Raw genomic sequence first — 25,004 nt, 5'->3', positions numbered from 1 at the left:
ATGAAGGCCCAAACGGTGCGGAAACCCCGTGATTTTGCCGGTTTCACCTGTCTTGACTGATTGACCTAACTACGCGTGCCAAATACCCTTTGCGGCCAAACGTTCTTTTGATTTCCAAACCCCACACAGGGATTGACAGCGACGATGGCAAAAAAAGACAAGATGGTTTACTACTTCGGCAAAACGAAGACCGAAGGAAAAGGCGGAAGCAAAGCCATCCTGGGCGGTAAAGGCCTGAACTTGGCCGAAATGACTTCCATCGGACTGCCGGTCCCTCCCGGGTTCACGATCACCACCGAAGTTTGCGACGGTTACTACAAAGCTGGCAAGAAGCTTCCCAAGGGATTGATGGACGAAATTCAGGATGCCGTCAAAATCCTGGAAACGGAACTCGGCAAGAACTTCGGCGACAACGAAAACCCGTTGCTGGTCAGCGTCCGCTCGGGTGCCGCCGTCTCGATGCCCGGGATGATGAACACCATTTTGAACCTCGGACTGAACGACGAAGCGACCGAAGGTCTGGCCAAAGCGACCAAGAACGAGCGTTTCGCTTTCGACGCTTACCGCCGTCTGATCAACATGTACGGCGACGTCGTGATGGGCCTGCATCACGAGCAGTTCGAAGCTGCGTTTGACAAGGTCAAGAAAAAACACAACGTCACCGAAGACACCGAAGTCCCCGCCGAAGGCTTGCGTGAACTTTGCGATGCCTACAAAGCGGTTTACAAGAAGGGCACCGGCGAAGACTTCCCTCAAGACCCGATCAAGCAACTTCAGTTGGCCATCGAAGCCGTTTTCGGTTCGTGGAACGCTGACCGTGCGATCAGCTATCGCCGCATCGAATCGGCCAAGGGCAACACCGAGATCAACAACTTGATCGGCACCGCCGTCAACGTCCAAGCCATGGTTTATGGCAACATGGGCGACGACTCGGGAACGGGCGTTGGTTTCACTCGCGACCCCAACACCGGACAGAACAAGTTCTACGGTGAATTCCTGATCAACGCTCAGGGCGAAGACGTGGTGGCTGGTATCCGCACACCCCAACCTGTCGCTCAAATGGCGAAGTGGGACAAAGCGGCTCACAAAGAGCTGATGGAAATCAAGAAGAAGCTGGAAGACCACTACACCGACATGCAGGACATCGAGTTCACGATTGAGCGTGGCAAGTTGTTCATGCTGCAAACTCGGAGCGGAAAGCGAAACGGCATCGCAGCTGTGAAGATCGCTTGCGACATGGTCAAAGAAGGTTTGATCACTGAAAAGGAAGCGGTTCTTCGCGTTCCTGCTTCGGACTTGACTCACTGCTTGTTGCCTTCGTTCAAGCCCACCGCTCGCAACGCCGCCGACGTGTTGTGCCGTGGTTTGAATGCATCGCCAGGTGCTGCGGTTGGCCAGTTGGCCTTCACCGCGACGGACGCTCGCGAGCGTTTCGAAGCTGGCGAAAATGTCATCTTGGTTCGTCGCGAGACCAGCCCAGAAGACGTCGAAGGCATGTCCGCTGCTGTTGGTATTTTGACCAGCACTGGTGGAGCAACCAGCCACGCTGCTGTGGTGGCTCGCGGTTGGGGCAAGTGCTGCGTCGCTGGTGCCAGCGAAGTGGAAATCAACGAAAAGGCCAAGACGATCACGGTTGGCGGACGCAAGTTCACCGCCAAGGACACCATCAGCCTGGACGGCACGACCGGCGAAGTGATGGCAGGCGAAGTTGAAACCCAAGAGCCCAAGTTGTCTGGCGATTTCGCCAAGTTGATGAAGTGGGCCGATCAATACCGTCGCCTTTCGATCCGCACCAACGCGGATTCGCCTGCCGACAGCAAACGTGCCCGTGACTTCGGTGCCGAAGGCATCGGACTGTGCCGCACCGAGCACATGTTCTTCGAAGCCGATCGCATCATTCACATGCGTGCCATGATCTTGGCCGAAAACGAAGACGCTCGCCGTGCTGCCCTGAAGAAGTTGTTGCCATTCCAACGCAAAGACTTCGAAGGCATCTTCAAAGCCATGAAGGGTTGCCCCGTGACCGTTCGGTTGCTGGATCCACCATTGCACGAGTTCTTGCCACACGAACCGGCTGCTCAAAAGCAAATGGCAGAAGAGTTGGGCGTCAAGTTGGCCGAAATCAAAAAGCGTGGTGCGGCTCTTCACGAGTCCAACCCAATGCTCGGCCACCGTGGTTGCCGTCTCAGCGTGACCTACCCCGAAATCTTGGAAATGCAGGTCCAGGCAATCGTCGAAGCAGCCATCAGCTGTGCCAAGAAGAATATCGACGCTCAGCCTGAGATCATGATCCCGTTGGTCGGCACCGCTGCTGAGCTTCGCATCTTGCGTGAAAAGGTGGAAGAAACGATCGAAACAACCAAGACCGCGAAGAAGTTCGAAGGCGACTTGAACATCTTGATCGGTACCATGATCGAGATTCCTCGTGCTTGTTTGACCGCCAACGAAGTGGCTGAGTACGCTGATTTCTTCAGCTTCGGCACCAATGACTTGACGCAAATGACGTTCGGTTATTCCCGCGATGACGTCGGCGGATTCTTGCCCGATTACATCGAGCACAAGATCGTTCCCGTCGACCCCTTCCAGTCGCTGGACACCAGCGGTGTGGGACAACTCGTCGAAATGGGCGTTGCCAAGGGCCGTAGCGTCAAGAAGAAACTCAAGGTGGGTATCTGTGGCGAGCACGGTGGTGATCCCGCCTCGATCGAGTTCTGCAACGCAGTGGGTCTGGACTACGTTTCGTGCAGCCCGTTCCGCGTGCCAATCGCACGTCTGGCCGCTGCTCAAGCTGCACTGAAGGCGTAGTGAATCGAGCCAAACTGGCACCATTCCACGAATGATCAATGGGCCGCGAGACCGGAGAAGCCCTCCGCCTCGCGGCCTTTTTTTGTGCTTGGGCAGCAGGCCAGGTATGGCTTGGGTTCGCTAGAATCCTGATGCCATCCACGTAGGCCATGTTTCACATGGCATTGGTGAAATGCCGTGACAAGCGACGCTCGCGAGGGAGCATCTGTTCGTGTGCTCGCCTCGCTTCTTTCGAAGCATCGGCTCGATCGCGAGGTGGAACCTGGCCTACAGCTGGTCACCATTGCCAGGTGGAACCTGGCCGACTGGCTGCGTTACCATAGAATCTAGATGGTGACCCAGCACGGACGCCGGCTAACAACTCTCCATCCCAACCAGTCCGCCATGCCACGCCGCCGAGTCCTTTTGATGGCCAGTTCGATGCGCGGCGGCGGCAGTGAGCTGCAAACCGCCATGTTGGCTCGGCACCTGGATCGCGAGCGTTTCGAGGTGCATTTGTATCTGACCCAAGCGGTTGGTGATTTGCTCACCACCATTCCCGGGGACGTTGTCGTGCACCATCCTCCTGAGTCGTTTCCGCCTCAACTCTGGGATCGGATTCCCGGTGGGCTGCTCCGCCGACAGGCCGAATGGTTTCGTGAATTGGTTGGCAGGGCGCAAGTCGATGTCATTTATGACCGCACCTTTCACATGACCTTGATCGCCGGTCATCCCACGGTCGAGCGTGGATCGTCTGCGAATCGTCGTCCGCGAGTGTCGACGATTGTCAGTCCGCCTGAGGTGGCGCTGCCGCTGGTTGAAAAGCGATTCGTGTGGTTGAAGCGGCGGCGATTGGCCCGGGCTTACCGACGGAGCGCCGCGGTGATCGCGGTCAGTGAGGCTGCTCGCCAATCCGCGATTCAGTACTACGGGTTGCCGGAAACGCTGGTGGAAACGATTCGCAACCCCGTCGATGCGGATGCGATTCGGGCTGCCGCTGGCGCCGAGACGATCGAGGCCAACCCGAACACCCCGGGGGAAGCGGAAGGCTTGAGTCGTGCAAGCAGCATGGCCGGCGATCCAAGGGATGCGCTGCGACTGGTGGTCGTTGGCAGGATGACCGAAGAAAAAGGGCATGCGACGCTGCTCGACGCGATCGGATGGTTGATGAAGGAGTGGCCCGCTTCGCTACCTCCGCTGGAATTTCGATTCATTGGGGAGGGGCCCCGGCGAGCCGATTTGGAATCTCGTTGGAAAGACATGGTTTTGGCGGCGGGGCCCAAGGACACGCTGCATCGGGTGGAGTTCGTGGGGGCGGTGCAACCGGCTTCCGCTGAAATCGCAGGGGCGGACGGGTTGGTGTTGCCGTCGCATTTCGAGGGGTTGCCCAACGTTGTGCTGGAAGCGTTCGTTTTGCAAACGCCCGTCGTTGCGACGCGAGCCGGGGGGACCGTCGAGCTGCAAATTTCGGAGGATGCTCCCACTTGCCACTGGGCGGAACCCAACAACCCAGCCTCCTTGGCTCAGGCGATTCGAGAATTCGCCGGGCAAGCCGATCAACGTCATCGGCACGTTGCCAATGCGAGCCAATTGGTCCGGGAGAACCATGGTCTGAGTGCTGCGGTGGATCGGATCAGCGAGCTGTTGCTGCGAGCGGGAACGTGAGGGTTGGCAGGTCCTTCCGTGGCAACGAGCCCACGCTGATCGGGTGGGGGCATCTTGCGAGGCTACCAGTCAACCTTGGAGGCGATCTCGCAACAGGGCTGAATTCTCGTCTGCGGAGGGGGGAGGGTTGCGGAACGAGGGCCGTGGGAACCCGTACAATCGTTACACTTTCCTACGTTTCGGCGGGTGTCGTCATTTGCGATGTGTTTCAAGCAATTTTGTTGACACTCATTTTTGGCCGTAACTATACTTTGAAATGAAATTCCCGACCTCTTTTCTCCATCCGGAACCGACCACCCATGACCCTACTCGGGAAATCCTTTTCGGTCATAATCCTGCTCTTGAGCGGGGTTTTTATGGTTTTGGCGCTCGCCGTCAACGCGTCTCATCGCAATTGGCGTGATGTCGTGCTCGGACCTCAGGGTTTGAAGGCCCAGATCGAAACCGTCGCACGCACGAACGAACAGCTTCGTGATTCAAGAGCACGTACCCAATCGTCCTTGGATCGCGAACAAGCCGCTCGTCGAACCGCCTTGGCCGCTCTGCAAACCCAGCTGGACCAGTTGGAATCGCAGTTGCGTGAGAGCGAATCGACCGTGCAGCAGCTGCAAGCTAAAAGCACCGAGCTGGCCCAGATCGACCGGGCTCGCGCGGAAGAGTTGGAAAAGATCACCGCGGACAACACTCGATTGCGTGAGCAAATTCGCACCGAGCAGCAAGATCGTGACACCTTGTTCGCACGCACGTTGGAATTGACCGACCAGATGAACAGCCTTCGCGGCACGGTTCAGTTGCAACAAGACCGCTACGATCAAATGTTGACTCAGGTGACGCGATACAAAGAAGTCGTCGACGCCGCCGGGTTGAACATGAACGACCCGCTCGACGGTGCTCCGCCGGAACGCAACGGAACCGTGTTGGTCGTCAACCGACCTCGCAAGTTGGTCGAAGTTTCGATCGGCTACGACGACGGGCTTCGCAACGGTCACTACTTAGAAGTCACCCGTGGTGGCCGCTATGTGACGCGTTTGAAAGTGCGTGAGACAGAACCGGATCGTGCGGTTGCTGAAATCATGCGGGACTACAGTGAAGGCGTAGTGGAGGAGGGCGATCGTGTCGACACTTCCATCGAATGATGCTCCGACGGGCAAGCAACCACCGAGTGTTTACACGGTGATGTTGTTGCTGGCGATGTTGTTCATGTTGATCGCGGTCATCGCGATGTTCGTGGAACTGAATCGCTGGGGACCCGACTACTACAAAACCAACACGGCTCGTCCGACCGTGATGCTGACAACGAACAGTCCCTTCCTGGGCTGATCCACACCAGCAACGACTGAAATCATCGCACCCAGACCTCGTGTCTGGGTGTTTTCATAGATGCGTAGCATTTCCTTCCGCCCATAGCCAAGATTGCCCGTTTCGGAATCACCGCAGGACGTCGATTTTAGAAGTGATCGATTTCTCAGGTAGGCCGGATCAAGCCGCTGCGACGCTGCTCCGGCAGGTGAGCCGACACGTTCAGGCGAGTGTTGCGGGATGTGCGTCGCAAAGCCTCCTTCATTCGGCCTCCGCAGACTAGCACGCTCAAATCGGTCACTCAGAAGGCTGAGGTCCCAAGATGGCCCCGTTCAGCTATTCGGCAGCCGCGTCGGGATCGGCATCCGTGAGGTCGCTGGATCCGGTGATGGCTTCCAGCAAGCGGTGGGTCAGTTCGGGCGATTTTTTGTTGGCAGGCCGCGACGCATCGGTGGGCCACCGCGTGATCGCAGCGGCGCCGCCCAGTGGCGAGGCGTCGAAACGGATCGTGCCTCCACAAGAAAGCACGAGTTTGCGGACCATGGCCAATCCCATTCCGCCTTTCCCGCTCTGGCGATTTCTGCCCAGCGTTTCGAACATTCGGAAGACACGTTCGCGGTGTTCGGGGGGAATGCCGTTGCCATCGTCCTCGACGATCACCTCCGCGGTTCCGTCCTCCACCATCCCGCCGCGAATGATGATTTTTCCGGAAGGCCCCGGATGGTGTTTGATGGCATTGTCAATCAAATTCACCATCACACGCATCATCGGGGATGAGTTGCCGATGACGGTGGGCAGGTCGGACTCCAGTCGCACCTCAAAATTCGAGTCGGCTTCGACGAACGCGATGGCTTCCGACACGATTTGATTCAGGTCGACAGGTTCGGTCGATGTGTAGCTTTGGTCGATTCTCGCGTAAGCCAGCAGGCCATCCAGCAACGCTTGCATGCGTTCGATTTGTTTGCTCATGGTCGAGCAATGTTCCCGGACGGATTCAGGGACTTCTTTCCCCGATTCTTCAATGTCCTCGGTGATCCACGTTGCCAGGTTCTGCAGGCCTCGAAGCGGTGAACGCAGGTCGTGCGAAGCGACGTAGGCGAATTGTTCCAGTTCTTGATTGCTGCGTTGCAGCGCCTCGTTGGTCTGGATGCTGTTTTCCAGAGCCGCGTCCAGCGCCTGTTCGATCTCGATCCGACGACTGATGTCTTGGTGGGTCCCGATCATCCGGACCAGTTTTCCATCGCTGTCGTGGATGAAATCGCCGATCGATTCGATCCAGCGAAAGCCACCATCGGAATGTCGCAGGCGAAAAACGTTGAAATACGCGGAGGGGTTTCCTTCGGTGACGGTCGCGAGCTGTGTGATGGCGCGATCGTAGTCGTCTGGGTGCAGGCGGTCTTTCCAGCTCTGGAGTGACCAGGTGAAATCCGCTGGCAGGCCAAGTTGGTGAAGCAACTCTTCCGAGACCTCCACCTCGGACGTCTCGACTTCAAACACCCAATAGCCGAGCTTTGCCGTTCGCGTCGCAATTCGAAAGCGAAGGTTCGTTTCGATCAGTTGTTTTTCAATGTCCGTCGTCATGGCTGAAAATGTAGCACAAAGCCGGAGTGGCAGGGGGCTCTGGCGTTCCGGTCGTCGGTTCTGGCGGTGACCACCGAATCTGGTAATCTGGCGTCATGAACGCATCCTCTGACGAACCCGATTTGGCATTTGACATCGACGCCCTCTTTTCGCATCTCGTGGAAGAGCAAGGGGTTGAGTTGTCTGTGCCGATGGATTGGACGTTCACCTTGCGAGGCGCCGAGATCGGGCAGTTGCGCTCGATTGCCGAGACGCTGGGCGATTACCTGTGTGAGCTGGAAGAGTCGGTCGAAGAGATCGATGAAAAGGGAAGGTTGTCGCTCGGACGGCCCATGTTGAGTGTGGTCAAGACCGGCGCGCTGGTGCCCAGCGAAGTGAAGAAGATCGCGGACCGAATGCAACAGATCGCCGAACGCACTGGCATCGAGTACGAAGGCGTGGAAGTGTTCGACGCCATCGATGATGACGAGCTGTTCGATTGGCTGAGTTTGGACGAAGCGGTGTGGCGACTTCGGCATTTCAGTGACAGCGGATTGAATCCTGGCGAAGAGCTGCCTTGGGTGTTTCTGCTGATGGGGGAAACGCTGGAGCAAATGCAAAAGCTGGCGGCAGCTTTGATCGAAGGCGGTTTCCCAAACAGTCAAGCCGACGACGATCCCGATGAAGCCGGTCGATTTGGCGTCTTCGTGTTTCAGGAAGGCAGCAACGATGAAGAACGCTTGGCCGGTGCCCACAATCAAGTCATGAAGATTGCGAGAGAACACGGTGCCACGTTGGACGGCATCCAGTTCTTGTCAGAAGAGGACTTTGTGGACGTCACCGTCGATTTGGATGACTGATGTCCGCTGCACGGGAGGAGTCTCCCTGTTGAATCAGCGCACAAAAAAACGCGCGAGGATTTGAATCCTCGCACGTCTTGTTTGCTTTCGCCGAGCAGTCTCCGACTTGGAACCCCGGACAGTTATCAAACCGGAGTCCACCCGGCAGAACTTACCGCCTATCAGGAACAATTGTTCCCGCTAAGTTCAGCTTAGAAGTCGATGACACAGCCCAAGTCGATGCCGTGCGTGTACAAGGAGCTGTCCTTGCGTTCTGACGCGGGCTGGGCCAATGGTGCTGGTGGGAACGTGATTCCGTCACCGTTGTAAACGTTGTTGATGTTGTCGCCTGACAGCAAAACGTCATCCCAGTAGATGAAGCTGTAGCCGACGGACATCGAAACGTTCGGGCGGAACTTGTAGCCCAATTTCACGTTCGCTTCAGGGGCGAAGGTGAATTTGTCTTGGTCCAGTGCGGTCGTGTTGAAGGTGTCGCCCAGGGCGAGCACACCACCGTCGGTCGACGTGGTGGTAACAAAACCAGCGTCCGTGAAGGTTCGCAAGCCCGTGCCGCGATAGATTTGCTCCATGTTGCCCAAGTGAACCTTGGTCAACGCCTTGAAGCTCCACTTGCCGCGGTTGAGCATGGTTTCAAAACCGATCTGACCACCGTAGAAACGGTTTTCCGTTTCGATGTTGTCGTACAGAACCGTCGTGTCGCCAATGCTGCCAGCGATTGCATCGGTGGTTTGGATGCTGGTGCTGTTCACCGTCAAGCTGTCGTCGATTCCGAAGTGCGAGAAACCACCGATCAAGTCGGTACGGAATCCCGAACCACTGAGCATCTTCATGCGGGCATAAGCTTCCGCGGCGTAGATGTCGAGCGAGCTCTCTGCGGAGAACGAGCCTTCAAAGTTGTCATTGCCGGGAACTCCGGTGCTGGCAATCAGAGTGCTGTTGTCCGACGCGATGTTCGTGTCATAGAACGGGCGACCGTAGGTCTGAGCATTGCCGTTGACGAGGCCACCAGAGCTGGCGTCTTCGCTGCTTTCGCTAAGCCACCAGAAGCGGCCACCGACACCGAAGTCGTCGCTGAGGTTTTTACCGAAGTCCAAGCGGAATCCGGCAGTCATGTCGCCACCGATTGACTCGTCACCACCAAAGAGGGTGGAGGTGCCAGCGACATCCAGTTCAGGATCGACGCCCGCAGCGTTTTGAGTGATCAAAGGCGTGGTCGAGCGTGCTTGGGTGAACCACAGCAACGCTTCCGCGGTCATCCACACGTCGTGCTTTTGCATCATCTTGCGGATCGGGCGTTTGCGGCATTTGCCACAGTTGCCGCCGCAAGCTGAGCCGCAGCTGCTGGCCATTTCGTAGCCGTTGCCACAATCGCCTGTGCTGCAGCCGCCGCCGTTGCTGACGATGTAAGAATCGTCCATCATCGGAGACGGGGTTGGAACACCGCTGCCTAGTTGTTGGTCACCAACAAAGGCAACCGGCTGAAGCGATTGTCCTTCGTTACCGTAGAAGGACGCCGCCATGTTGTCGGCGGAATAGTCGACGTCGTCATAAACGATGTCGCCTTCCTCTGCGGACACCGGTGCAGCACCGGTGTAGTATTGAGTCATGTCCGAGTTGCCTTGATCCGCCGCCGAGGCGGATCCTGCTGACAGCATGGCTGCCAACGCGAGCAACTTCCATTTCGTCGTTTTTTTCGTTTCCATTGGTACTCTCGTGTAGTCCGGGAACACGGGATTCATCTGGTTAACTGTTTCGACCAGAATCAGCGGACCATTCAGAACCAGCCCTACGCTTGGAACAGCCGACGCAGATTGCCTGTTTTGAACCTCGGGCGTGGTACAAGTTCGCTATCTTCCCTGAAAGCCAGATAAAATGGTGTTTCACGGCGATTGGAGGTCGCTCTGCGTGCGATCTCGTGCGTAAAAATGGTAATTCTTTGCATCGCTTTTCTTTCGTTGGCCCGCTCGATGTCCGAATCTCCCGCTCGCGAAACGACCAACCCAGACGATTCTGATCAATTGCCCTCGCTCGATCCGCTCGCTCCCAATGAGCCGCTGGAGGAATCGGAGGCGACGGATGCTGGCACCACCGCTCAGGCGGTGGTGCGCCGTTCCAGCGATCCCTCAGCGAACAAAAAGAAGTGGACCAAGGCTTCCAATTGGCGGCCGCGAATGGTTCGTTGGCAGCGGCAACTGGCGCGCGTCAACGCTCTCGAAAGCACACTGCAAGCAGAAGACGACGTGACGTTGCGAAAGCGAAGTTTGGCACTTCGTTATCGCGCGATGGCCGGTGAGAAACTTGGCGAGTTGCTTCCTGAAGCTTACGCGTTGTGCCGCGAGGCAGGGCGGCGAAGTCTCTCGATGCGTCACTACGATGTTCAGATCCTCGGTGGCATCGCGTTGTTCGAAGGCCACATCACCGAGATGCAAACCGGAGAAGGCAAAACGCTGACCGCGACGCTGCCGCTGTACTTGCACAGCCTGGTCGGCAAGGGGGCTCACCTGGCCACGGTCAATGACTATCTGGCCCGACGTGATGCCGAGTGGATGATGCCGCTGTTTGAGATGCTGGGCGTGTCCGTGGGCATCATTCAGACAGAGGACGACCAGGGAAGTCGCCGGAAGAGTTACGGTGCCGCCATCACGTACGGAACCGCCAAGGAATTCGGGTTCGACTTCCTGCGCGATCGGCTGTTGTTGCGTGCTCAGAACCGAATGCAGACTGAAATGCTCGGCAGCGGAGACGGTGGATTCAGCAACTCCGGTGATCAAATCGTGATGCGCGGCATGCACTTCTGCTTGGTCGATGAGGCGGACAGCATTCTCATTGACGAGGCTCGGACGCCGTTGATCATCGGTAGCATCGAAGACACCGTCCGCGATCAAATCGTTGAAACCTATCTCTGGGCCGCGGAGCACGCGCCAAGTTTTGAACTCGATGAGCACTTTGAAATCGATGACGAAACCAAACGCTACGAGTTGACCGCCCGAGGTCGCAGCAAGGTCCGAGCCTTGCCCAAGAGCGATCTGGTTCGCACGATGGGCTTGGTCGATCTGTATGAATACATCGAACGGTCAATCAAAACGCACCGTGAGTTCTTGCTGGATCGTCAGTACGTGATTCGTCCTAGCGAGAAGGATCCGAATGTGGACGAGATCGTGATCGTCGATGAGTTCACGGGCCGCTTGGCAGAAGGACGCAAGTGGCGGGACGGCATCCATCAATCGATCGAAGCCAAAGAGGGTGTCGAGATCAGCGTGCCAACCGGGCAAGCCGCACGGATCACCGTCCAGGACTTGTTTTTGCGTTATCCGCACTTGGCAGGGATGACCGGTACGGCCGCCACCAGTGCCAGCGAACTTCGGAAAATCTATCGCACGCCCGTTGTCCGCGTCCCCACCAACCGGCCTCCACAACGGGTGCAGTTGCCGTCGCGGGTGTTCGGGACATTGCAGGCCAAATTTGAAGCGATCGCGCAGGAGGTTGCGGAGGTCCATGCGACCGGACGACCGGTTTTGATTGGGACGCGTTCGATCGACAAGAGTGTGCTGTTGTCCAAACTGTTGGATGACCTCGGGATTGAGCACGAAGTGCTGAACGCAAACAACGTCGAACGCGAGGCGGACATCGTTGCCGAAGCAGGCGGGAACGGCAAAGTGACCGTGGCGACCAACATGGCCGGTCGTGGTACCGACATCAAGCTTTCCAATGACGTCGAACAGATTGGCGGGATGCATGTGATCTGCACCGAGCTGCACGACGCCGCTCGGATTGACCGCCAGTTGATCGGGCGTTGTGGACGGCAAGGTGACCGCGGATCGTATCGCCAGTATCTATCGCTGGACGATGACATCTTGAAAGGCGGCTACGGGGCGATCAAATCCGAGAAGCTCAAGAAACGCGGCGAAGCGACCAGCGGCAGTGTCGATCGGTTGGCGGCGATGTTCCACCGGGCCCAGCGGAAAGTCGAACGACGGCATTTTCGCGATCGGATGGTGTTGATGCACCACGAAAAAGAACGCAAGAAAATGCAGCGTGAAATCGGTCAGGATCCGTACCTGGATACTCCGGACTGAGCTTCCGTCGCCCGATGCAAGCGGCCCCGCACCATCGCCCCGGAGGGGGCCGTCTTCGGTAGCTCGGGGCAGACGCCCCGAGATCCATGGCGAGAATCGGCGGGTCGCCCCGGAGGGGACCGGCGTGGGGTGCGGTGTGGTGCCTCGCTCACGCGTCGGGTATCCGATTGCACCTTTGTTGCATTGCCGCGATCGCCCCGGATGGGGCCGCCTTGGGTAGCTCGGGGCGGAAGCCCCGAGATCCATGGCGAGAATCGGCGGGTCGCCCCGGAGGGGGCCGGCGTGGGGTGCGGTGTGGTGCCTCGCTCACGCGTCGGGTATCCGATTGCACCTTTGTTGCATTGCCGCGATCGCCCCGGATGGGGCCGCCTTGGGTAGCTCGGGGCGGAAGCCCCGAGATCCATGGCGAGAATCGGCGGGTCGCCCCGGAGGGGGCCGGCGTGGGGTGCGGTATGGTGCCTCGCTCACGCGTCGGGTTTCCGATTGCACCTTTGGTGCGTTGCCGCGATCGCCCCGCATGGGGCCGTCTTCGGTAGCTCGGGGCGGAAGCCCCGAGATCCATGGCGAGAATCGGCGGGTCGCCCCGGAGGGGGCCGGCGTGGGGTGCGGTGTGGTGCCTCGCTCACGCGTCGGGTATCCGATTGCACCTTTGGTGCATTGCCGCGATCGCCCCGGATGGGGCCGTCTTCGGTAGCTCGGGGCGGAAGCCCCGAGATCCATGGCGAGAATTGGCGGGTCGCCCCGGAGGGGGCCGGCGTGGGGTGCGGTGTGGTGCCTCGCTCACGCGTCCGGGTTCCATTTTTTCTGGTCGCACGAGCACGAGCACGCATGCTCATTCGGTGACAGACACGGTCAAGACTCCAGGCGGTCTTCCAGGCGTTCGATCGAGATCGCTTTGCCGTCGGCGTCGGCTTCGATGATCGCCCCGCACAGCCGCACGTCTCGCGTGGCGACGTGAAAGTGGCACGGTTCAAAGCTGATCGTGGTGTTGGTCACGCGTTTGATGTCGCGACCAATGATGCTGTCGTAGGGGCCGCTCATTCCCACGTCGCATTGAAACGCGGTTCCGCCTGGCAGCACACAACTGTCTGCGGTGGGGACGTGCGTGTGGGTTCCCAGGACTGCGGTGACCCGGCCGTCGAGGTAACGTCCCAGGACTTGTTTGTCACTGGTCGCTTCGGCGTGCACATCCACCAAGATGCAACGCGGATTTTCAGCGGCCATTTCCGCCAGCGCCGCGTCAACCGCGGCAAACGGGCAGTCGACTGGACGCATGAAGACGCGTCCCAGCAGCGAGATCACTCCCAGTTTTCCAGCGGGAGTTTGCACGACCGTCCAAGACTTTCCCGAAGAGCTTTCGGGGTAGTTGGCCGGTCGCACAATCCGTTGACTGGTTTGCAGGATGGGGATGATTTCTTTGCGGCGATACAAGTGATCGCCCATCGTCATCGCGTCCACGCCAGCTTCCAACAGCCGGCGATACTGACGAGGCATCAGCCCCGCGCCATCGGCAGCGTTTTCCGCGTTGATGACCACCGCATCGAGGCGGTGTTGCTTGCGGAGTTCCCCGGTCCGCGCGAGCACGCCGGAGTAGCCGGGTTTGCCGACGACATCGCCGAGAAACAAAAATCGCACACGGAGTCCTTGCGAGGAAAGGCGTTGCCAAAATGCACGCCCACGAAGTGAGCGTGCTATCAATGGCGTGCTTCAGAGGCCTACCAACGAAGGCCGAAACGTTCGCCGCCACTGGGGCGATCGTTGCCGCCTTTGAGTGGGCCGGAATGCGAAGCTTTGACCGCCAATTCACGTGGTGGTTCGATGACTTCGTCTTCCTGCGTGGCACCTTCGGCGGCGGGTTTGGCAGTGGCGGCTTTGATCGACAACCCAACCTTTTGGGAGTCGCGATCGAAGCTCATGATTTTCACGTCGACTTCGTCGCCCACGTTGACCACGGAGCTGACTCGCGACACACGGTGCGTTGCCAATTCGCTGATGTGGCAAAGCCCTTCGACACCTGCTGTCAGACGCACGAACGCACCGAATTCGGCGGTCCGGGTGACTTCGCCCTTGTGCACCGAACCGACGGCGAACATGGATTCGGCCGTGTCCCAAGGGTTCTCGAGCAAGTCGCGATAGGTCAGGGACATCTTGCCCGTTTGCTTGTCGATTTTGTCGACGCGAACCTTGACGTTTTGGCCTTCTTCGATGACTTCGCTGGGGTGCTTGATGCGTTCCCAGCTGAGTTTGCTGACGTGGATCAAACCATCGAGTCCGCCGACGTCGACGAATGCGCCAAAGTCGCGGACGCTGCGAACGACACCTTCGAGGATGTCGCCGGGTTCAATCTTTTCGAGTTGTTCTTGGCGTTTGACTTCGCGTTCTCGTTCCAGAATCGCACGTCGTGAGAGGACCAGGTTGCCACGGCGAGCGTTGGCTTCGGTGACCAAGCAGACCATTTTCTGGTCGACGAACTCGCTGCAGTCTTCGACTCGGTATTCCGAGATTTGGCTGATCGGCATGAATCCGCGAACGCTGCCGACTTTGCATTCCAAACCACCGTTGTTGTGGCCGGTGATGGTGGCTTCGACAACGCTGCCTTCGTCAATGTCGTCCCAGTCCGAGACCTCGGTCGCTTTGCCGGGCAGGCTGCACGAATACAGTCCGTCCTCGGAATTGATCCCGCGAACGATGACTTCGATCGATTGACCGGGAACCGGTTCTTCCTCGGTGAATTGTTCGAAAGCGACGGTGCCCTCGTCGGGGCCGCCAAGGCTGACGAACACGTTGTCCTGGTGGGTTTTGATCACCTGGGCGTGAACGCGAGCGCCTTCGGAAAGTGGTTCGCGTCGATCTGGCAATCCCGCGTTGCCGCCGAGGATGGTGTCCAAGTCGGCTTCCGCCAGGGTCGCATCCAGTTCGGCTAGGAGGTCGTCGCTGAGTTCATCGCGAACGTTGGGGACCGCCGTTTTCTTGTGTTGCGGGACGTAGGGCTTGTCGCCTTTCTCACGATTCTTTTCGCCGGCCAGGCGTGGCAATGGGGCGTCTTTCCCGCCCGGTTTTCCTTCGCCGGGTTTGCCGCCTCGTTTCCCTTTGTGTTTGACCTTGCCGCCCTCCAGCTGTTCGGTCGAAACCGCAGCGGGAGAAACTGGTTTGGCAACACCCAGTCCGCGTGCCGCCAACGGGCCGCCGCCGATTCGGGGCAGCGGGGCTTTGGATTTTTTGGGGCCGCTCGGTTTGGAAGGGCTTGGTGGAGCCTGTTCCGCCGGAATTTGCGCCGTCGACTCAGCAGGAGGCAACTCAGCAGGAGCCGACTCTTGCGAGGCGGGCGTCCCTGATGCGGAGGCTTCCGGGGTCGGGGCGTCCGAGGATGGGTTCTCGGCCGTTGCGTCGGTGGATGGTTCGCCGCTGCTCATGGACAGTCAGGGGGGATCTGAGAAAGAGTGGAATGGCAATCGCGCCAGAGGCGTCCCGCAGTCTAGCAATCAGGAGGGCCACTCGGTAGCCTTCGGTGGATCTGTCCTCGCACAATCCGCCGACAACCTTCGAGACCATGCCTAACTTTGACGATTGCACGTCTTCTTCCGCATCAAATTCGAACGATTTGCCATCCTGGTTGACCGATTTGGCCCCGAGCGTCGCTGAACCTTGGTTCGCGGCGATCCAAGCCGCTGATTTGCCAGGTTTGGGGGAAGGCCCCGTCAATCAAGAGTTGGTGGGGCTTCTGCAGGGGGATTCGTCGAAGTCGTTCACGCCGCTGCAGCGTAGCGGTCTGTGGTTGTTGGCCGGGGACTTGGATCGGTCCCACTCGATCAGCCAAAACGAAAAATCGCCCGAAGGAAGCTTTTGGCACGGGATCATGCACCGCCGCGAAGGTGATTTTGGCAATGCCAAGTATTGGTTTCACCGGGTTGGCCGGCATTCCATTCTGAGCGACCTGTCGGGCATGTACCCGGAACTGCATTCCGACGCCGATGAATTTGTCGATCGAGTCGCACGGGCGGTTCGAACCGGCGAAGACGTCCAGGCATGCCAGCAAGTCCAGTGGACCGAGTGGCAATGGCTGATGAACGTCAGCTGACTGCTTGGAAACCGAATTCTTGGCGAATCCGGCTGCGAAAGCGAATCGGTCCAGTCAGCTCGGATGACCTCGCACTATTTGCCAGCGACGCTGGCTTTGGTGGGACGCTGGACGTCGGAGATCAGTCCCATCATTTCCCAGGTTCGGATGACGCCCCAGGACATGTCAAACTCGTACCACTTGTGACCGTGGCGAGCGGATCGTGGGGTCGCGTGGTGGTTGTTGTGCCAGCCTTCGCCGTGGCTGATCAAGGCCACCAACCAGTTGTTGGTGCTGTGATCGCGAGTCTCGTAGTTGCGATAGCCAAACACGTGACCGAGTGAATTGACGGACCATGTTCCGTGCAGCACGAACACGGTTCGCATCGCCACTCCCCACACGGTCCAAGAAAGCAGGTAGCGATAGGATTCGGCCCAGTTTCCACCGCTGACCAAGTAGCCCACCAAGCCGCCGACCAGCGAAATCATGATTGCGTGAATCAGGAAGACGAAGAACCATCCGTCCTTGCGTTCCAGTTTCAAGTAGAAACGGTCTCGGAGTAGATCGCGAACGTAACGTTCGTAGTGGCTGGTTTTGTCCAGGTCTTTGTGTCGGCAAACGACCCAGCCCATGTGTCCCCAAAGGAAGTTGACCAATGGCGAGTGCGGGTCGGGTTGGTGGTCGCTGTGTTGATGGTGCATGCGGTGAATGGCAACCCAACGAGCCGGGCTGTCCTGGAGATTGCACATTCCAAGAATCGCCAGCGTGTGTTCCATCCACTTGGGGCACTTGAAGCCTCGGTGGGTCAGCAGGCGGTGGTAGCCAATCGTGATTCCCAGCATTCCAAACACGAAGTGACCGGCGATCCCAGCGATGAGGCCCGACCAAGTGAACAGGTAGGAAAACCACATCGGGACGAAGGCGGCCAGTGCGACCAGGTGGACCAGCGACAGCACGATCACGTATCGCCACATGATCCGCAGGGGCTCGGTTTCCTCGGGGCGAGGGATCCGCTGAGGATCGCGACCGGTTTCGTCGATCGCCATGGCTTCGGTGGGAACGGCTCCCGAACCGAAATCATTGGATTCGTCGCAGACCAGAGTGTCCCGTTTGGCAGATTCAGGTGGTGCGGGGGCTTCGGAAGTCGACATCGTCAGAACCAGGGTGAATTGGAATTCATGGCCCAAAAGGAATCAAAATCCGCGGATTGGGCGACTGTTTCGGGCCCATGCTAGCTAGCTTTGGAACCGCTCGGGAGGGTGATTGGCAACAAATCCCGCACAACCAGCCTATGCGCCCAAAAAAAAGCCTGTTTTGGAACCCGTCCCTCCGCAGCCGGTGTCAATCAACGCGTGAAGTGGGCAACGCGTGACGTGCGGACATTGCCTTGGGGGACGACCATCCTTCTCGGCCCCACCGGTGGCCACGCCACGGGGATCCGTGCCGAGTCGTGGCTCCTGGATTCTGGCGATCGGGTGGCTTTCGCAGCAGGCAGGTCTCGGTCCACCAGACCGTCGCTGAACGCAAAAAGGCGACGCATCCATTGAGATGCATCGCCTTCGCTTGTTTTTGGAGGAAAGGAGCCAAATGCTCCCGCCACGACTACTTTTTCTTCTTGTCGTCGGCTTCATCGGCCTTTTTGACCTTCTTCTTTTTCTTCAACGAGACTTTCAGAACACGTGTCTTCGGCATGCCGATGATGCTTGATTCTTCGTTGAACTTGTCGAGATCCTTCATACGCTCAACACGTTCAGCACGCGTCAGGACGTTGCGACTCTTAATGGCCCCGGCTTGCACCTTGAGGCTGCGATCCATGGTCATGGCGAAATGTGTCAAAATCGAGGGGAAAGCGGACGTTCAAGTCGAACAGGTTATCGACAGTTTGATTTGCTGGCAAGTCGTAAGTCCAGCGGTTGTCGGGTGTCCAGTCACAATCGGCGAAATTTACCGGTCGGCCCCCGAAATCACGAGTGAAATCAGGGGCTCGCTGGATCCAATGCCAGATTAAGCGGCTTGCAACGATCGATGCTGGCTCGCGTAGGTCACCCATTCGGTGACTTCTTCGAGGTCGGGCAGTTTGCCGCCGCGAGCGATTCGCTTTCCTTCTCGAGAATGGGAGATCGCGTCGACTTCGCCAAACAGCGTCACCGGGTTTTGATCCGCCAGCTCTTCCGCGGAGGTGACTCCGGCGGCGACCAGGAACTGAGCGTCATGGCCTCGCATCATTGGCACGCGGCATACGAGGGTGGTTTGTTGTTGCCAGGTGAGCACGGTTTCGGCGTCGACCCGACGGTGGTTCAGCTGCTCGGCGACCTTTTCAGGAGTCGATTTCAGCAGGTCATCGACGGTGTAAATGCCAATTTCGTTGAGTCGCTCGGCCATTCGAGGTCCGATCGAAGGGGCGTCGACGACGTCGCTGGCTCGTTCCAAGTAGAAACGCAATTCGGTTTCGTTGCTGGAGCTGCGTGAGCTTGAGCGTTCTGACCGTTCAGCTCGCTCGTAGCGTTCGCCACGGGCTTCGCGTTCCGCCCGTGGTTCCCGTTCACCACGCGAATCGCGTTCGCTGCGGGAGCTGCGTTGGCCGCGGCTGGATTCATGCTCACGCATCGAAACCACGCCTTGGGTCCGATTCGCGGAACCGTTGCCGTTTCCGGAGCCATTTCCATGGCCGCTGCCAGAACCGGAGCCGTTTGCTGAGCCGTGGCCGGAGCCGTTTCCGTTCCCGTTTCCGTTCCCTGAGCCGTTGCCGTTCGCTGGGTTGGTGCGAGTGCGGCTGTTCGACTTGCTGGTGACCGAGGTGCGAGTGCGTCCGGAGCGACCGCTTTCGCTGTCACGGCTGGACGTTGTTCGTGAGCGGGTGCGTTCACTTTCGCGTCGTTTGCTTTCACGCAGCGATTGCATCTCGTTTGCCAGTTGGCGACTGCGACGGGCTGATTCGACTTCATAGCGTTCTTGGTCGAACGCGTCATCGTCTCGAAGGTCCAGTTCGCGATCGATTGCATGGCGTCCGCCAACCGAACGGCCGTTGAGCGAGTGTGCACGTCGCGAACTGGAGTTCAACGTGCGACCATCAACGGTTCGGGTTCGAGTTCGGCTTTGCGTGGATTGATTGGCCGATGCGATCCAGCTGGTGATACGGGAAAGTTCGTAGCTGGTTCCGCTGAGCAAAATGCGTTGGCCGCGTTCGGTTGCCAGGAACGTTTTGACTTGGTCCAACAAATCGCTGGGGTGAATCGCGGCCAACTGGGCGGGATCATTGACCCCGCAACCCACCAGAACGCGAGCGTCGAAGCCACGCAATTGGGGCACACGGCACATCAATCGGCATTCGGATTGCCAACGACGAATCGTGCGAGCGTCAACACCGGCCAGTCCGAGTGTGTCGGCCAATCGGTTGCTGTCTTGGTTCATCAAGTGAGTGATGTGCGAGATGCCGATCCGGCGAAGGCGAGCTGCCGCGACTCCATCGATCGACGGTGCCGAATCGATGGGGCTGTCGACGGTCAAGAAGAACGGCGTCTCGTTGACTTGTGTTTCAGCGGCGTGCCCATTTGCGAGAACACCATGTTCGGTGGTCGCGTTGCCATTCATTGGAATCGTCGACGACGTTTGGTCGGCGTAGTAGTATCCATCGCGATACTCGGTTCCCGAAGGAGCGTGGTCGGTTGCCGATGCGGAGTGGCTGGGGACGAAGCCGTTGTGCGAGCTTCCGTTGGGTGAGTGGCCCTGAGCGGTGGTGTGCACCGGAGCCGCAGGGTAAACGGAAGCTTGTTCGTGGGTTGGTCGTGATCCGCGGATCGGGGCTGGACCACTGACCCATTGGTCTTCGTCCAGTCCAGCTGTTTCGCGGTAGGCAGCTTCGAACTCATGGTTCACGTCGGCGGAGGCACCGTGGGCCCAACGCGAGCGATCGCCTGTTCCAAGTTCCGTTTGGCTGTCCAGTCCGTGAGGACCAACGTAGCGATCGTGCCGACGTCCGTTTCGCCAAACCGGTTGGTGAGCGTGAACGACTCGCGAGGCGTGCAAGCGGAAGGTTCTCGCGCCGCTGCGTGAGAGCGACGATGCGAGTGGTTCGTGGCTGGTCAGCAACACAATTTGTCGACCAGACGAAGCGTAGTCGGACAACGCCGATGCAATCGCGTCGCCCGTCACGCCTTCGGCGGTCCAAGGACGGAATGCATCGTTGAGCCCATGCATGTCGGTGCGACTGTCCACGGCTGCAAACATTTCGCGATGCGTTTCCAAGACCAACGGCACCGCACGTCCGGTGCGATCCATCAATTCACCAGCGGCCATGCGAACGGCCATGGCGGCAATCGCACGGGTGACGCCGGGCAGGTTTGTTTCGTCCTGGTCGTCGATTCGGACGTGGACTTGTCGTCCCGCCGCCATCGCTCGAGTGTTGGTGAATCGCTGTTCGGCATGGCTGTGGCCCAACGTGTGTGGGTCGACGTTGACGACTGAAGTGGTCCAGGTCACGCGGCGATGGCGTCCACCGGACAAACGAACCAACCAGCGGCTGGCAAGTTCCACCAGCGACGATTCGGCTCGTGTGGCCGGACGATAGCGGTTCAGTTCGGTGATCAGTTCGTCACGGCGGCGAAGCAATTCAGCGCGACGCGTGTTGCGAATCACTGGACGAGGTGCGGGGCGAACTGGAATGTCTCGGGGAATCCGTTCCAGTTCGTGCTGACGCGCGGCCAGGACTTGTAGTTCCCGATCGATCCGGTGCAGACGGTCATCGACCGAATTCACATCGAGTGCCGATTCCGGCATCCCGATCGGGTAGTCGACATCCACGATCGGCAGCGAACGAAGGCTGCGGCGAACGCGAGCCGTTTCGTCCAGCACGCTCCGCAGTTGAGTTTCCGTTTGGTTCAGTTCGCTCAAGCGAGCGTTTCGCTCGGCGACCCAGTCCGGGTGATGGCCGGTGAGGGTGGCAAAGTCGTGCAGCTCGCTCCGCGAGGCAGCCAATTCTTCGACAATCCGGGCTCGGTCGATCAGCAACTGATCCAGGGTGTCGGCGAGTTGGCGAGTGACATTGTCGACGTGATCGGCCACGACGTATGGCGAACGTCGAAGTTCCGAGCGAATCTGACGCAGCGTCGCAGCCAATGAACTTTGGCGGTTCCAAGCACCACGCAGCGGCTCAAACGGGGCCGGGGCGACCGGGACGGTTCCGAGGTCAGTCGATTCGCGTTCGATCCGACCTAGCAACCAATCGATTTGCTGAGTGGCGGAATTGATTCGCAAGTCAATGTCGTCGATCTGGTGCAGAGGGCGATACGCGTCGCGATAGAAGTCATCCCACGCGTGATCGACCGAGTAGCGGTCAATGGCGTGGATGAAGTGGTCGTAACGGCGACCTCGAATTCCGTCGATGTCGACGGACGCAGTGTGTTGACGGGCGGTGGCGATGGAATCTCGCAGCCCACGGATTTCGGCCAACGTGCGACGCAGTTGAATGATTTCCGTGTCCGCGTGACGCAGTTGGTCTCGCAGTTCCGTGGCTGACAACTTGGCGGCGTAACGCAGGTCAGAGGTCCGGTAGTCGCTGCCAGCGTAGTGATCGCGATGATCCGGGGCATACGCCAGTGGATCGGTGCCGTAGCTGAACGGCTGGTTGGTGTAAGTCGAACGCGGCGTCGAGTAGGCTTTCGCATCCAGGTCGGCGATCCAGCGTTTCAGGCCAGCCGCACGGGCACGCAAGGAGTCGGCTTGCGTGTGCAATTCGTGCAAGCGTTGCGTGTGTTGACGACGGCGTTCGGCGTGAATGCTGTCGTACCGAGTCGCACGTGAACGCTGTGCGTGGATGGCCTGGCGGCGAGCGGTCAGCGATTCACGCAAACGCAGGGTCTCGACGCGTTGGCGTTCGATGTCAGCCAGTTCACGTTGGATTTGCTCGGCACGCCGAGTGGCGTTGGTCCACTGGGCGTCGTGTTCCAGCGAGTTGTCCTGCCAGTCCGACGAGTCGAAGTCTTGGGTTGGCAAGCTCGCCAATTGGGCTTCGATGTCAGCGAGTTCCGATCGCAACGCACGCCGGCGACGGTCATCGTTTTCTGTGAAGGAATGAGTCGATTCACCGGAGTGAACGGAGTTGCTGTAGGCGGGGTGGCTGTGGGTGTAGCGAGCCGTTTCTGATTCGTAGGGCAAGGTTGCCAATCCTTCGTGATCCAATCCCGATTGGATGCAAGCGGCGACCACCCGAGAAACGTTGGTCACGGTCGTGTCGACCATCACGCCGTCAACGATGGATTCTGGCATTTGCACGCTGCGAAGAGCGCGGGCGGCCAGAGTCGTGTTGGATTTGGAAGGAGAGGCGTCGCTGGAATCACCAAACCAGCCGTCGTGATAGCCTTCCCAAGCGGTGGTGGTTTCGCTGCGTGGTTCAAATTCCACAGTGCGACGGCCCTGCGAAGTGCCATCCGCTTCGCGGCGGCAATGCACCCAGCCATTGTTGTCGACCCAGACGACTCGCCCAGTCGATCCGCTGAGCATCCCGGTGGGATAGTTTCGGGAAACCAAGGAGTCGCGAATGAAGCGGCTGATCGCGGTTTTCCCCGATCCGATGGGGCCGAGCACCACGTTCAAATGGTGAGATAGCGGTCCAAGTTCGACCCGGTTCAATGGGCCATGATTGTCGATTTCGATTCGATCCAACAACATCGCAAAACGCTCCTTCCGTGGCTGCGCGTGATCACGCCCTGTGAGGGTCCAAGGTCCTTGGCAAAGAAAAGTGGGCCATCCTGCCCACTCGCGGGAACCTTTGCCGGATCCTGTGTTCACCACTGGAATGGGTGAACTCGGGCAGACTTTAGACGAATCGGCAATTTTGTGGAAAGGCCGATTTCGTGAAACTGCGGCAAGACCAATCAATCATTTTGGGCTTGGTTGCCTGCCGACGGTGCCTGGCGGGATTCGGCTCAAATTGATTCGCGTGAATTCTGGCCGGTCGGCGGGAGTACGATCGGAAGCGTTGAGAGAAGTCAATCTCGACGTTTTGACGTTTCCGGCGGCTTGGTTTTGCGGTCCGCATCTCACTCGGAGGTCGTGCTTGCGATTTCATCGGGCTGTCAAATTGGCGGGGATTTTGATTGCCCCAGTCGTGATTGGATGTGGAAAGAAAATTTGTCGGCCGCACAATGGAGCCCGTCCGAGATCACCCGACGCTCGGTTTGCATCCGTCCAAGCTGTGACGCTGGGAGGTCCAGGTAGAGCAGGCGGTGTTGAGCGGTTCGCCAAACATCAACTTGGTGGCGTGCTCCTGCCTTCTTTTTCAGAAAACGGCATGTTTGCGTTGAATCTCTGTTCGGTTTTTGCACCTTCGGCGGAAGTCCCCTCGCCTATCGTCGTTGAAGGTGATGAGCGAAGGCGGAGGAGGTGTTCTGACTGAATGTACTTTGTCTCCAAGGTGTTTCACATGTTCCTGGTTGCCTGCGGATCGTCGCCGTTGATACAGAACCTCAGTTGCGATTGTTGGCGTTGCTTTGCTAAGCCCTTGAGAGTTGAGCAGAGCCTCGACCGGTTTCATGCCGAAACCGCCTTCCCTGACCACCCACCTTGCAATCACCAGAACGCGCGTCCGATGTTTCGGAAACCGCTGCATCATCGCCTGCTCCCCCAATACCTTGGTCACCGCTGCGCAAATTGGTGCCGGGACTCATCTTCACGGCAAGTGTTCAGTTTGCGAACGATTCAAAAACCGAATGCATGTCAATCTGTTCGCTGGTTCTCCCCGCGATCGTTTGCTTCCATCGCCGCGTTCGGGTTGATGGTGTGTTTGTTGTCAGGTTGCGGCACGACCCAAGAACGGCAAGCGACCGAGCAATTGTTGTTGTCGGACGCCGTTGACCGCAGCGTTTCGACGATTGACTTTCGACCTTTGTCAGGTGAGAAGGTTTACCTTGACACAAGCTATCTTCGTTCGGCGAAGGTGCCCACGATTGTGAATGCGGATTACGTCACAAGTGCACTGCGTCAACAAGTCATGGCGGCAGGCTGTTACATGCAGGATGCTGCGACAGACGCGGACATCATCATCGAGGCTCGGATTGGAACGTTGGGGTATGACGACCACCGCGTGACGTTGGGTGTTCCGGAGAACAATGCAATCAACTCGACGGTTTCGTTGCTGCCCAGCACTCCATCGGTTCCTCAGATCCCGGAAATTGCCATCGCCCGTCGCGACGCTCGCGAAGGGGCCGCGAAAGTGGCCGCGTTTGCTTACGACCGAAAGACTCGCGAAGCCGTTTGGCAATCTGGAATCAGTCAGTCGCGATCCACCGCACGAGACACTTGGGTTTTGGGCGTGGGACCGTTTCAAGGTGGCTCGATTCGTGACGAAACTCGTTTGGCTGGGAGCAAGTTGATTCACTTTGGACGCCGCTCCACCGGATCACCTCCCACTCAATTCTCTCGTCCACCAGTCGATTACACGGCCGAAACGCGGTTCGACAACGGTTGGCCGGTATTGGGTGGTGACAACGGAAGCATGATTGGTGGCGGGTTGTTGCCGGGGGAACCGTTGCCAGGCGTCGGGGTTTCGTCCGAGATGATCGCGGATGGAGAAGCAGCCGGCGAAGCGGGGGGGGCCGACACAGGCACTGACACACCTGAATCAAAGGAATCCAAACCGGCTGCGAAAATTGCGGTGGAGCCGAAACCGAAGGACAAGAAGGTCCGTTGACAAGCTTCAAGAATCAC

At 58.6% G+C, this 25,004-nt stretch carries 15 protein-coding genes; 8 read left to right on the top strand and 7 right to left on the bottom strand.

Annotated elements, in window-relative coordinates:
- The first annotated feature begins 144 nt into the window (after window positions 1-144).
- The 4 genes from ppdK to PSR62_RS19550 all read left to right on the top strand — a co-directional run bounded on the left by ppdK (window position 145) and on the right by PSR62_RS19550 (window position 5,769).
- Window positions 145-2,805: a pyruvate, phosphate dikinase gene (gene ppdK / locus PSR62_RS19565; protein WP_274404687.1), complete on the top strand. Its 2,661-nt coding sequence runs from the start codon at window positions 145-147 to the stop codon at window positions 2,803-2,805.
- Window positions 2,806-3,189: 384 nt separating this feature from the next.
- Window positions 3,190-4,449, top strand: a complete 1,260-nt coding sequence (locus PSR62_RS19560) for a glycosyltransferase (RefSeq protein ID WP_274404686.1) — start codon at window positions 3,190-3,192, stop codon at window positions 4,447-4,449.
- Window positions 4,450-4,805: 356 nt separating this feature from the next.
- Window positions 4,806-5,585, top strand: coding sequence for a hypothetical protein (locus PSR62_RS19555; protein WP_338020232.1), 780 nt, complete (start codon window positions 4,806-4,808; stop codon window positions 5,583-5,585).
- Window positions 5,563-5,769: a hypothetical protein gene (locus tag PSR62_RS19550; protein ID WP_274404684.1), complete on the top strand. Its 207-nt coding sequence runs from the start codon at window positions 5,563-5,565 to the stop codon at window positions 5,767-5,769. Before PSR62_RS19555 ends, PSR62_RS19550 begins: the two co-directional genes overlap by 23 nt.
- Window positions 5,770-6,084: 315 nt before the next feature.
- Here the strand turns inward: PSR62_RS19550 and PSR62_RS19545 are convergent, their stop codons facing one another.
- Complete coding sequence (locus PSR62_RS19545; RefSeq protein ID WP_274404683.1) at window positions 6,085-7,329, bottom strand: sensor histidine kinase; 1,245 nt, start codon at window positions 7,327-7,329, stop codon at window positions 6,085-6,087.
- Window positions 7,330-7,424: 95 nt separating this feature from the next.
- Between PSR62_RS19545 and PSR62_RS19540 the strand changes: the two genes are divergently transcribed.
- A complete protein-coding gene (locus PSR62_RS19540; RefSeq protein WP_274404682.1) occupies window positions 7,425-8,168 on the top strand; it encodes a ribonuclease E inhibitor RraB in 744 nt (247 codons plus the stop codon).
- 191 nt (window positions 8,169-8,359) lie between these two features.
- On the opposite strand, the gene PSR62_RS19535 is transcribed toward PSR62_RS19540, so the two are convergent.
- Entirely contained in the window at window positions 8,360-9,871 is a 1,512-nt protein-coding gene (locus tag PSR62_RS19535; RefSeq protein WP_274404681.1) for a BBP7 family outer membrane beta-barrel protein, read from the bottom strand.
- Between the two features lie 264 nt (window positions 9,872-10,135).
- Here PSR62_RS19535 and PSR62_RS19530 point away from each other — a divergent pair, with 264 nt between their 5' ends.
- Window positions 10,136-12,244: a preprotein translocase subunit SecA gene (locus tag PSR62_RS19530; protein ID WP_274404680.1), complete on the top strand. Its 2,109-nt coding sequence runs from the start codon at window positions 10,136-10,138 to the stop codon at window positions 12,242-12,244.
- A gap of 852 nt (window positions 12,245-13,096) precedes the next feature.
- Here PSR62_RS19530 and PSR62_RS19525 read toward each other — a convergent pair.
- Together PSR62_RS19525 and PSR62_RS19520 are read right to left on the bottom strand one after the other, a co-directional pair.
- Window positions 13,097-13,879, bottom strand: a complete 783-nt coding sequence (locus PSR62_RS19525) for a TIGR00282 family metallophosphoesterase (protein WP_274404679.1) — start codon at window positions 13,877-13,879, stop codon at window positions 13,097-13,099.
- 80 nt (window positions 13,880-13,959) lie between these two features.
- Window positions 13,960-15,657: a 30S ribosomal protein S1 gene (locus tag PSR62_RS19520; RefSeq protein WP_274404678.1), complete on the bottom strand. Its 1,698-nt coding sequence runs from the start codon at window positions 15,655-15,657 to the stop codon at window positions 13,960-13,962.
- A 137-nt stretch (window positions 15,658-15,794) separates the two neighbouring features.
- Between PSR62_RS19520 and PSR62_RS19515 the strand changes: the two genes are divergently transcribed.
- A complete protein-coding gene (locus tag PSR62_RS19515) occupies window positions 15,795-16,322 on the top strand; it encodes a hypothetical protein (RefSeq protein WP_274404677.1) in 528 nt (175 codons plus the stop codon).
- A 74-nt stretch (window positions 16,323-16,396) separates the two neighbouring features.
- On the opposite strand, the gene PSR62_RS19510 is transcribed toward PSR62_RS19515, so the two are convergent.
- The 3 genes from PSR62_RS19510 to PSR62_RS19500 form a co-directional block, all read right to left on the bottom strand.
- The gene (locus PSR62_RS19510) at window positions 16,397-17,452 is read right to left on the bottom strand and encodes an acyl-CoA desaturase (RefSeq protein ID WP_274404676.1); all 1,056 of its coding nucleotides are present in this window, start codon (window positions 17,450-17,452) and stop codon (window positions 16,397-16,399) included.
- Window positions 17,453-17,903: 451 nt separating this feature from the next.
- A complete protein-coding gene (locus PSR62_RS19505) occupies window positions 17,904-18,122 on the bottom strand; it encodes a small basic protein (RefSeq protein WP_085978436.1) in 219 nt (72 codons plus the stop codon).
- 183 nt (window positions 18,123-18,305) lie between these two features.
- On the bottom strand, window positions 18,306-22,967 hold the full coding sequence (locus PSR62_RS19500) for a DUF4332 domain-containing protein (protein ID WP_274404675.1): 4,662 nt from the start codon (window positions 22,965-22,967) through the stop codon (window positions 18,306-18,308).
- 1,105 nt (window positions 22,968-24,072) lie between these two features.
- On the opposite strand from PSR62_RS19500, the gene PSR62_RS19495 reads away from it, so the two are divergent.
- Complete coding sequence (locus tag PSR62_RS19495) at window positions 24,073-24,987, top strand: DUF6655 family protein (RefSeq protein WP_274408258.1); 915 nt, start codon at window positions 24,073-24,075, stop codon at window positions 24,985-24,987.
- Window positions 24,988-25,004: the final 17 nt, after the last annotated feature.

This window comes from Rhodopirellula sp. P2, assembly GCF_028768465.1.
Lineage (GTDB): Bacteria > Planctomycetota > Planctomycetia > Pirellulales > Pirellulaceae > Rhodopirellula.
This window is presented reverse-complemented; position numbering and strand designations above follow the sequence as displayed.